The sequence below is a fragment of the Methanobrevibacter sp. genome (genome assembly GCF_045636185.1).
GTDB lineage: Archaea > Methanobacteriota > Methanobacteria > Methanobacteriales > Methanobacteriaceae > Methanocatella.
The window spans coordinates 1-10,809 of sequence record NZ_JAZTXC010000167.1; the positions used below are offsets into that span (position 1 = coordinate 1).

Annotated in this window: 12 protein-coding genes; 4 read left to right on the forward strand and 8 right to left on the reverse strand. The window is 32.3% G+C overall.

Annotated features, from left to right (window positions below; translation table 11 throughout):
• The 3 genes from ACKI3Q_RS09415 to ACKI3Q_RS09425 form a co-directional block, all read right to left on the reverse strand.
• Window positions 1-600, reverse strand: a 600-nt coding sequence (locus ACKI3Q_RS09415; RefSeq protein WP_407416335.1) for a hypothetical protein, incomplete at its 3' end; no start/stop codon positions are given.
• Between the two features lie 175 nt (window positions 601-775).
• A complete protein-coding gene (budA, locus tag ACKI3Q_RS09420) occupies window positions 776-1,576 on the reverse strand; it encodes an acetolactate decarboxylase (RefSeq protein WP_407416336.1) in 801 nt (266 codons plus the stop codon).
• 53 nt (window positions 1,577-1,629) lie between these two features.
• Window positions 1,630-2,136, reverse strand: coding sequence for a YdeI/OmpD-associated family protein (locus ACKI3Q_RS09425; protein WP_407416337.1), 507 nt, complete (start codon window positions 2,134-2,136; stop codon window positions 1,630-1,632).
• A 135-nt stretch (window positions 2,137-2,271) separates the two neighbouring features.
• Here ACKI3Q_RS09425 and ACKI3Q_RS09430 point away from each other — a divergent pair, with 135 nt between their 5' ends.
• Together ACKI3Q_RS09430 and ACKI3Q_RS09435 are read left to right on the forward strand one after the other, a co-directional pair.
• A complete protein-coding gene (locus ACKI3Q_RS09430; protein WP_407416338.1) occupies window positions 2,272-3,717 on the forward strand; it encodes a sodium-dependent transporter in 1,446 nt (481 codons plus the stop codon).
• A gap of 86 nt (window positions 3,718-3,803) precedes the next feature.
• A complete protein-coding gene (locus ACKI3Q_RS09435) occupies window positions 3,804-4,988 on the forward strand; it encodes a coenzyme F420-0:L-glutamate ligase (protein WP_407416339.1) in 1,185 nt (394 codons plus the stop codon).
• Window positions 4,989-5,105: 117 nt separating this feature from the next.
• Here the strand turns inward: ACKI3Q_RS09435 and ACKI3Q_RS09440 are convergent, their stop codons facing one another.
• Window positions 5,106-6,128, reverse strand: a complete 1,023-nt coding sequence (locus ACKI3Q_RS09440; protein ID WP_407416340.1) for an adenylosuccinate synthetase — start codon at window positions 6,126-6,128, stop codon at window positions 5,106-5,108.
• Between the two features lie 155 nt (window positions 6,129-6,283).
• Here ACKI3Q_RS09440 and ACKI3Q_RS09445 point away from each other — a divergent pair, with 155 nt between their 5' ends.
• Entirely contained in the window at window positions 6,284-6,910 is a 627-nt protein-coding gene (locus ACKI3Q_RS09445; RefSeq protein WP_407416341.1) for an ATP-binding protein, read from the forward strand.
• A 61-nt stretch (window positions 6,911-6,971) separates the two neighbouring features.
• Window positions 6,972-7,343, forward strand: a complete 372-nt coding sequence (locus tag ACKI3Q_RS09450) for a response regulator (RefSeq protein WP_407416342.1) — start codon at window positions 6,972-6,974, stop codon at window positions 7,341-7,343.
• Between the two features lie 145 nt (window positions 7,344-7,488).
• Here the strand turns inward: ACKI3Q_RS09450 and ACKI3Q_RS09455 are convergent, their stop codons facing one another.
• From ACKI3Q_RS09455 to ACKI3Q_RS09470, 4 genes are read right to left on the reverse strand one after another with little or no spacing between them, the layout of a single operon-like run.
• Window positions 7,489-8,073, reverse strand: coding sequence for a hypothetical protein (locus ACKI3Q_RS09455; protein WP_407416343.1), 585 nt, complete (start codon window positions 8,071-8,073; stop codon window positions 7,489-7,491).
• Entirely contained in the window at window positions 8,063-8,659 is a 597-nt protein-coding gene (locus ACKI3Q_RS09460; protein ID WP_407416344.1) for a DUF6891 domain-containing protein, read from the reverse strand. Before ACKI3Q_RS09460 ends, ACKI3Q_RS09455 begins: the two co-directional genes overlap by 11 nt.
• Before the next feature lie 4 nt (window positions 8,660-8,663).
• Window positions 8,664-9,353, reverse strand: a complete 690-nt coding sequence (locus tag ACKI3Q_RS09465; protein WP_407416345.1) for a DUF6882 domain-containing protein — start codon at window positions 9,351-9,353, stop codon at window positions 8,664-8,666.
• A 10-nt stretch (window positions 9,354-9,363) separates the two neighbouring features.
• On the reverse strand, window positions 9,364-10,599 hold the full coding sequence (locus ACKI3Q_RS09470; RefSeq protein WP_407416346.1) for an LL-diaminopimelate aminotransferase: 1,236 nt from the start codon (window positions 10,597-10,599) through the stop codon (window positions 9,364-9,366).
• Window positions 10,600-10,809 lie beyond the last annotated feature (210 nt).

The following is a 10,809-nucleotide window of genomic DNA, read 5'->3' on the forward strand; positions in this document are numbered from 1 at the left end:
AATAGCTAAAATTAACGGCAAATACATCTCTTCATCATCAAATAAATTATTCATCCGAATAACCTCAATCAAACCACAAACAGTCCTTACCCGATCCTGCCTAAAATTCTTATTAAGCATGAATGGCATTAAAATTAAATATTGGATTTCATTATGTGATAGTTTTTGGTTATTATTAATTTTATTTTTTACACTTAAATATTTAACCTCATCATAATAATCGATTAAATAATGGACAATGGGTTTCAATATTGAAGTTTCAGTTTCATTGAAAATATAAATATCAGATTTAATGTGATATGTACAAATAATAACAGTGACAACACGTTTTCCAGATTGGCATTGCAGATGAACTTTATAGTCCATATATTTTTTTAAATGTTTCTTTTGAATCTTAATATCTTGAAATTCAAAGTTTAAAAGAATTCCTTCACGGGTTTCAAATACCAAATCGGAAAACAAACTTTTTCCATTAAATGTATTCAATTCATTTCTGTACAATCTGATTATATGATAATTCAATCCGAAAAAATCAACAAACAACTGTCCAAAAAGAATAGCTGACACCTTAAAAAACTTATCTATTGTTTGATATTTCACTACAATCACCACCAATTAATAATATACTATCAAATAATTTTTAAAAATTTTTGAAGTGCGATTATGTGCTTGTGTGAAAAAAACAGTCATTTATAAGTAAAAAAAAAATTAAAAAAAATGGGGATGTTTAAAAAATCAAATCAGAATATAATATTAGCAGTTTAACGGATTCAATTCATTCTACAGAACTTATCTTACTGGTCATATTCTCTGACAAATCCATTTTTGTAAAGGAATCTTTCGTTGAAAGAAGCATGTTAAATTCGCTGATAATATCAACACCTGCATTGGCTTTTGTCATATTCAATTCTAAAACATGGCCTCCTTTAGTTTTATCATCGGACAGGAAATGCAAATGCCATCCATGCATATTTAAACTTTCCATATACTTAGGGAAATAAATAGCAACTATTGTACCGCTTTGATTAGTATAATTGAAAACTTTTTGATCTGTTTTGGCTACTTCAGTAAACTCTTTATATGGTTTTTCCTGTTTTTCAACACTTCTAACAGTAATATTGGAAAAATCGCCTTTAATCTTAAGAACGTAAATATTATTTTTTCCCAATTTATCGGCTTCTTTATCTAACTGAGAAGTTAAATCGGAGAAGTTTTTGGCTGAAATATCATTCATTGCCGCATCTTCATCAAAATTAGTGACAACGGCAAACGGCACTTTCTCATTATTTGGCATTTCCTGAATACTACCGTCAGCTTTTGCCTGATATACAACACCATCCAGAACAATCATTTCACCGTTTGCACCCTCAAAAGTACCTAAACCTGTATCTCCATTTAGTTTCAAATCCCCTACAGTTATGATTCCATCATATTCCCCGTGCATAAATGCCTGCAATGTGGAAACCTGATGGATGCTATCATCTTTCATTTGCATTGCATTACCTGCACAAACAGCAGATACGGCAAACAAACTCAAAATGAAAATTAAAATAAACATTATTTTTTTATTTTCCATTTTTTCACCCATAATTAAATGCTTAACTAAACATATATTATATATTATATAAGTTATGCCAGCCTACCGTAATCATCCCAATTTCCAGGAGTCTTGCCAGTTTTAGTAGTTTTAATGAAATTATCCAGCTTCTTTTTAAAAACTTCTTCGTTTTTTCTTTCTTTCTGAATATTGGAAATTTTAATTCTTTTATACAACTCAGGAATCTTTAAAAAGTTTTTCCAAACTTCACGGTCTTTTTTTAAAGCTTTTATGATATCATCATCAATCGTGAACTCTTCATCCAAATCGGGAAGTATTTCAAAACCGCCAGATGTCATTAAGCCTTTTTTAATTAGCCACCGACACCTTTCTTTGTTAAGTTCACTCCAATGGCTATTCTTTTTTCTTGGAGAAAATCTCTGCATTCGAACCCCATCAATTAATCCATAGGTAGAATCAATCCATCCATAGCATAATGCAACATATACTGCATCAGTATGTGAAAAAACGCCTTTTTCAGGTTTTACTCTTTTGCAGTTAACCCAGCATTCCTTTTGGGTCGAATGATTATTTTCCATCCAATCCCTAAACTCCCAACAGTTGTTAAAATTCAAAATATTGGTAGGCTCCATAATATAATATTTATCAAAGGATTATATTAAAATTAATATTCTGACATACATTTAAAATAAAATAACGACAAATATTATTTTATGAGTGAATATGCACAATGGGATTCAATGTGGTCATTCATTTTTGCAATGATTGGTGCTGCCGTGGGTCTTGGAAATATCTGGAGGTTTAGTTATGTAGTATACTCCAATGGAGGAGGCTCATTTTTCATCCCATATTTTGTAGCAATAGCCCTGATGGGAATTCCATTTCTTATTTTGGAATATGGTGTTGGATTTTCATTTAAAACATCTTTTACAGAGGTTTTTAGAAAAATCAACCCAAAATTTGAATACATCGCATGGATACTGATTGCACTGATAGGAATAGTCCTGGTTTATTATATGGTAATTATAAGCTGGGATTTGTTTTATCTGGTCAATAGTATTAATTTTTCATGGGGAACAGACACAGCAGCATATTTTGTGCAGAATGTTGGGGGAAGTTCAAACCTTTCAAAAATCGGAAATTTTTTCATTCCTGTCGGTATTGGAGTTATATTTACATGGTTTCTTTTATGGTTTATTTCCCATAAATCCATAAACGACGGAATTGGTATTGCTTCAAAAATATTAATCCCGTCAGTATTTGTAATGATGGCCATTATTGTAATATATGCTTTGACATTGCCCGGTGCAGGTATTGGAATCAATACTCTGCTTAAACCCGATTGGAATGCTCTTTTGGATGTTAACATATGGCTTGTTGCCTTTTCACAGATTATTTTCTCCCTTGGAATGGGTGAAGCAATGGCGCTCACATATGCAAGCTATCTGCCGGATGATGCCAAATTAACCGATAACGTATTGATTGTTATTGCATCAAACTCAGGTTTTGAAATATTTACTGCATTCGGAGTATTTTCAATTTTAGGATACATGACTGCAACTTCAGGAACACCTCTGATACAAATCGTTACTGAAGGTACAGGACTAATATTTGTCGTATTTCCAAGAATTTTTGATATAATGGGATTGATGGGCCATATTTTAGCCCCGTTATTTTTCCTTGCAGTCTTTGCTGCTGGAATGTCATCAACATTCGCATTTTTCGAACCGATAATAGGATCAATTTCTTCCAAATTTGATATAAGCCGTAAAAGATTAGTAACCATACTATGCATAATAGGCTGTATCTGCTCACTTCTTTTAACCTGTGGAATAAGCGCATATTTGGTTGGAATAATTGACGGATTTGTCAATAAATTCGGAATTTTAATACTTGTTGCAGTCCAATGTGTAATATTTGGTCAATTTTACGGTACAGACAAGCTTGTTCCTGTCATAAACAGGCAGTCCAGCATTAAAGTCGGATTCTTATGGGAAAAAATCATAAGATACATTCTTCCAATATTTATTTTTATAATCTGGATACTCGGAATCATCGAACTGTTTACAAACTCATCACAATTTGAACTGATTGTTTATTCAGGAATTATAATAATAGTTTTAGTATTGTCTGCAACATTCTACAGAATCAAATCTTAACATATATATAATTAAAAAAATATAAAATATATGGGTTATTGGAAGTTTAATTCCAACACGCCTTAATGGTTATTAGGAGTAAAAAAATGAGACATGTTGGTACTGTAGTACGTGGAATAAGAACACCTATTATTAAAGAAAATGATGATTTGGCCACTATTGTTATAGATTCATTGATGGCAGCAAAAGAAAGTGAAGGATTTGAATTCAGAGACAAGGATATCGTTGCAATTACCGAAGCTGTTGTAGGTATTTCAGAAGGAAATTATGTAACTGTAGATGATGTTGCACAGGATTTGCAGAATAAATTCCCTTCCAAAAACATTGGAGTTGTAAATCCTATCCTAAGTAGAAACAGATTTTCCATTATTTTGAAAGGTATTGCAAGAGGAATGGACAAAATTACTCTTTTAACATCATTTCCTGCAGATGAAGTGGGAAACGGTATTTTAGATGAAAGAATTTTAGACGAAAGCCCCTTCAATTTAGGAAGTATAATCTCTGAAACAGAATACAGTGAAATATTCGGATCATGGATTCATCCATTTACTGGAATCAATATGATTGATTTTTACAGAGAATTAATTGAAAGTGAAGACTGTGAAGTTGAATTTGTCTTTTCCAATGACATAAAAACAATTCTCGATTACACTAATGACGTTTTAACCTGTGATATCCATACAAGAGAAAAAACCATAAAATTACTTAAATCCAAAGGAGCCAATGTGTACGGCCTGCATCAAGTTTTAACAGAGCCTATTGGAGACTCCGGATACAATCCAGACTATGGATTGCTTGGTTCAAATAAAGCTACTGAGGAAAAATTAAAATTATTCCCAAGAACAGGAGACCAGTTAGTTAGGGAAGTGCAAAAAAGATTAATTGACCTTACCGGAAAGCAAATAGAAGTAATGGTTTACGGTGACGGTGCATTTAAAGATCCTGTTGGAAAAATCTGGGAATTGGCCGATCCTGTTGTTTCACCAGCACATACTGATGGATTAAACGGATATCCAAATGAAATTAAATTGAAATATGTCTCAGATAATAAATTCGCTAACTTGAAAGGTATTGAATTAAAAGAAGCGATTATAGATGAAATAAGACATAAAGCTAAAGATTTAACTGGACAAATGATTACCGAAGGAACTACACCAAGAGTATTGACTGATTTAATCGGTTCATTATGTGACTTGACCAGCGGTTCCGGAGATAAAGGAACTCCAGTCGTATTTATCCAAGGATACTTTGATAATTTATCAAATGAATAAATTTCTATCCTTACTCTTTTTTTATTTTTTTATTGGAAAATAATCTTATTTTTAAAAAAAAGGAATTTCATAGATTTAAGTGATATGCACTTAATTCTACGAGTTGAATTTACCATATTATAATAATTCTTTTCTTAAATCAATGGTATCTTTTAAATCAGGACCGGTTGAAATTATGGTTACTGGAACATTAGTTTCTGATTCAATATCATTGATGAATGCTTTGGTTTCTGCAGACAAATCATTGTAATCCTGTGTTCTTGCACAGTCAGGATATAACCTGTCAACACATGTCAATGCAATTTGGGTTGCACCGTTAATTCTGCATGATTCCTTAGCAAGTTCCATATCAAAGTAACCGATTCTTCTACGGCGTCCAGTTACAACACCATATTCTTCCAAACCTTTGCTTTCAGCTTCTTCCTGAGTCATTTCAGTTGGGAACGGTCCTTCGCCAACACGTGAAATATAAGCCTTGAATACATTGATGACTTCATCAATTTTTGTTGGTCCGACACCGACATCAGCTGCAAAGGTAGAAGCAGTAGTGTCCTTACTTGTAACATAAGGATATGAACCATAATAAAGTGATAAGGCAAAACCTTGTGAACCTTCAATAAATACCTCTTCACCATCATTTAAAGCATCATTAATAGATAAAGATACATCAGTGATATATTCTTCAAGTTCAGGAATGTCTCGGGCTAATTTTATTGATCTCATTACTCTGTCTGAGTTTGCCGGACCGCATCCTGAACCGGTACTTCCTATCTTTTTAGATAAATGCTCAGAAGATTTGTCTCTGTTTATATGGTCTTGTGTAATTATTGCACATCTTGGATCAATAGCCATTCTTTCTTTAACATTATACTTTGCCAAATCTTCAAATTCTTTATACAGTACATCAGGATTTACTAAAACTCCTGCCCCAATCATGAGTTTAGCGCCTGTATGTACAAAACCGGATGGAGTTAATCTTAAACCATATTTCTCACCATTGAATTCAACAGAATGTCCTGCATTTGGACCGACTCCTGCACGTGCAATAATGGATGGTTTATCATTGTCACAAAGGTAAGTAATACATTTACCTTTTCCTTCATCACCCCATGCTCCGCCTACTAAAATACTACAAGTCATTTAATAACCCCTATAACAATTAACATGATGAAAATAAAAATATTTCATACAGTAATAAATTATGTTATTAATAATAAAAAAACTTTTCCAACAAATTATTAAATATAATATAATTATAAATATAATATAATTAAACAAAAATTCTGGTAATTGACATGCATATTGAAAAACAGTTTAGAGAATTGGTAAATATTGAGGAAGTTCGTGCATATAACATTAGCAATATTGATTTGTTTGAAGTGGTCCCTCAATATCAAAAACCAATAAAGATTCCTTTCTGCAATATTATCAAATATGTACAGTCTGACGTTAATATGTTTATCCCAATTGATGATGGGAAAGATTTTATAATTAATCGTTTAGGCAGCAATATTCTGCAAAGAGGAAACATAAAATTGAAAGATGTTGAAGACGGAATTGAATTCATATCTACCGTAGAGCCTGATATCACATTATCCATAGAGATAATAACACCATTGCTTCTGGTGGTTGATGAACTGACAATGAATGCAATTAAACATGCATTCCCTGAAGATTGGCCGAATAAAACAATAACCAAAGAGATTAAAAGACTGGATGAAAATACTGGTGAATTGATTATAAAAGACAATGGAATCGGTATCGATAAAACCAAAAAAGATATGAAACACAGTCTTGGTTGTGAGATAATTAAGAACTTAACCAAACAATTGGATGGAAACATTAGCTATTTGGATGTTGATAAAGGTACGGGATTCAGATTATTATTCCCATTGACTATGGAACATACCATATCACAATAAGCATACAAATATATAAAATATAAATTATAAAAATTATTATGTTATTGAATGGAAGGATACTATGAACGAAAGAATATTAATTGTAGAAGATGAAGCAATTACAGCACTTGATTTGAAATACAGTTTAGAAGAATTAGGATACGAAGTTATAGATACAGTTGACACTGGTCAAGATGCAATTGATACAGCTACTGAAACAAATCCTGACGTTGTTTTAATGGATATTAAATTAAAAGGAGACATGGAAGGTATTGAAGCTGCCGAAGTGATTTCAGAATTAGAAGTCCCTATTGTTTATTTGACTGCAAACACAGATACAGATACTTTTGAAAAATCAAATGTAAAAGGATCATACGGATTTATCTCAAAACCTTATGATATTACAAAGTTGGATGAAACTTTAAAAATAACAATCAAAAAGAGCAAAGAATGAGGCATGAAAAATAAACGATGCCCAAGGGCTTAGTGAATAATAAAATGATCCAAAAAAGATAAATGAAGTTACTTCACTTGCACAATTATCCTGACATTCTTGTTATAAGTTTCAATGAAAAAATAAAAAAAAACAGTAAAAGATGCTATCTGTTCAAAGGATGATTTTCACACATAGGATCTTTTATAATATTTCTTTTCTGATGATATGTCAAGTAGTACATCATCCACTGATTGGACAGTTCTTTTAAAATATCATCATTAAGTCTCTCGCTTGGGGTGAAGAAATCCATCTCGTTTCCTCCAACGACAATGGCGACATCACCAAATTCAATCATGCAAAAGAAATCACAGCGAATATTATGAATATCAAATTCCTTATCCTTAGTGAAATCCTTTTGTTTTGAATAATTATAGAAAAATGTATTCAGATATTCAAAATCCAAAAATTTGATTTTTCTAACATCCAACAAAAGGTCTTCCTGCAGGAAATGATCTTTATAACTGAAATTGGACACGAAATCAATATCCCATATATTGTCATAAAAAACCGTAAAAAAGGAATTCTTAGCAAATCTCATTGAAAGAGTTAAATCATCCTCATTTTTTGGAACACCAAGTTCAACATCAATGAATTCCAGATAAATAGCATCACCAGATATATAAATAGAAGTTAATTTAGCAAAATTACTGACAACCTCTTCAATTAACTTTAAAGAATTAATTTTCATTTATAACACCCGTAAATAAATTATAAGCTCCTTCAATTTCATATTCTTTATCATCACTAAACTTCTTATCCCAAGTAAAGTCAATGATTTCGATAGGGGAATTAATCGTCTCATCCCAGTTGAGTTCAAGGCTTGCATCAGACAAATATTTATAAACAATCTTACCGATTTCTAAAGATTTACTTTCATCCTTTTCAAAATCTCCAAAGGTTATTTTTAGAACATTCTCTTCAATGGCCTGTTCCACATCTTCAAAGGAATAAAAACAAAATCCCTGAACTGAATATTGATTATTAATCAAATGGACATATAACTCAAATATGTCCTCAACACCTTCAATAAAATCATATCCACAATTATGAACACCAATTATTGATTTTTCTGCCAGTTTTTTAAAGGTTTCCTCTAAAACAGAGAAGTTTTCGTTGTTAAAATCATTCGGAGAAATATCAAAATCGGAAAAATCAATTTCATCTTCTATGAACTGATCTTCCAGAATTTCCAATATTTCCTCTTGTGAAAAGAATCCGGATTTAGTCAATAAGTCTATCATGTAATTTACTTCATCAACTAAATCACTGTTCATATAATCACTCTTCTTCAAGCAACAATTGGATAGTACTTACATTGCCTCTTTCAGTGAAACCTACAATAAAACGGCTTTCACCCAAATAAACAACATCAAAATCGTCATGATGCTTAATGCGATATCCTTTAAGTTTTGCGTAGGATTCAAGTGCAAGTCTTCCGTGAACTTTGAAATTCTTTTGGAATGTGTAGAAAGTATCTTTGAATTTTACAACACTATCGACTGCAGGAATGTTTCCCTGCTTGATAGCTACAAATATGTCCAGACCATCTTCACTGACAGCATAATAAGCATCCAAATCCAAAATTCCAACAGTAGCCATGGACAATCCATGACATGCATTGTAATCAGCTTGGATAACCGGTGACGAAAATTCCGGAATGCCTGCATCAATACCTGCCTGCATGATTTCTGCAGCCGCTTTGATTAAATCGGCACCAAAAATTTCTTCACTGTCCCATGCCCATGACCATTGTTTTACATCATCATTGTAAAAACCTAAGACTTCTATTGGCAACTTGATATCGCCGAAGCTTAAAGTTCCATTTTCCAAGTCCAAATCGCCTTCAACATCACCGATAAATTCAGATAAGTTTTCCTGTTTATCTAAAGCTAAAGCACCATATTTTGATAAGACAGTTTTAAATGAATCTCCTTCATGAATAACAACTGGTTCCTCTATTGTTTTCAAGATTAATCACCTAGAATTCTAATTTTGAAATTCTGTCCATTGCTTCTTTAGTGTTTTCTAAAGTATTAAATGCAGTTAATCTCAAATATCCTTCACCGCTTGGTCCGAATCCTGAACCAGGAGTTCCTATAACATTTGCTTCATTCAACAATATATCAAAGAATGCCCAGGAATCCATGTCGTTAGGAGTTTTGACCCATATGTAAGGTGAACTGACTCCACCATAGACTTCAAGACCAATATCTGTTAAGCTTTCCCTGATTACTTTAGCATTTTCCATATAATAATCTAAAACTTCATTAATCTGAGCTCTACCTTCTTCAGAGTAGGTTGCTTCAGCTGCCTTTTGTACAGGGTAAGATACTCCATTGAATTTTGTGGTTTGTCTTCTGTTCCATAAAGGATTTACTTCAACAGCATTGCCTTCGCTATCATAAGCCATTAATTCCTTAGGAACAACAGTGTATGCACAACGGGTTCCAGTGAAACCTGCGGTTTTTGAAAGACTTTTGAATTCAATAGCTACCTCACGAGCACCTTCAATCTCATAGATGGTGTGAGGAACATTGTCTTCATGTATAAATGCTTCATAAGCAGCATCGAATAAAATGATTGCATTGTTTTCTTTTGCATAGTCAACAAATACTTTTAATTGGTCTTTAGTTAGTGTAGTACCTGTAGGATTGTTTGGGTAACATAAATAAATAATATCTACCGGTTCGGACGGCAATGCTGGAACAAAACCATTTTCAGCATTACATTTAAGATATGTTAATCCTTCATACATTCCGTCATCGCCCATTTCACCGGTTCTTCCAGCCATAACATTAGTATCAACATATACAGTATAAACAGGATCTGTTACAGCAATCTTATTGTCAAGGCCGAAGATTTCTTGAATGTTACCTGTATCACATTTAGCGCCGTCACTGATGAAAACTTCGTTTAATTCCAAATCTACGCCATAAGGTTTATAATCATTTTCAATTATGGCTTTAGCCAAAAAGTCGTATCCTTGTTCAGGACCGTAACCCATAAATGTATCAGCATTACCCATTTCATCTACTGCATCTTTAAATGCTTCAATAACAGCAGGAACTAATGGTTTTGTAACATCACCGATACCCATTTTAATAATGTCCGCATCAGGATTTGCTTTGGTAAATTCCGCTTCTCTTCTTGCAACTTCAACAAAAAGATAACTACTTTTTAATTTAAGATAATTTTCATTAATTTTAACAACCATAATAAAACCTCTAAAACTAATATATTTAGTATAATAATAATATCAATTTTAAAATATATAAAATTATTAGTAAAAAATATAAGTTTATACCAAATGTGCCAAATAAAATATTAACAAACCGAAATATCTTTCATGAAAAAGTCTCAGAAAATCACTTAATAAAACTTATTATAATCTGTTATCTATCCAAAAAAACGATCATTCAAACAT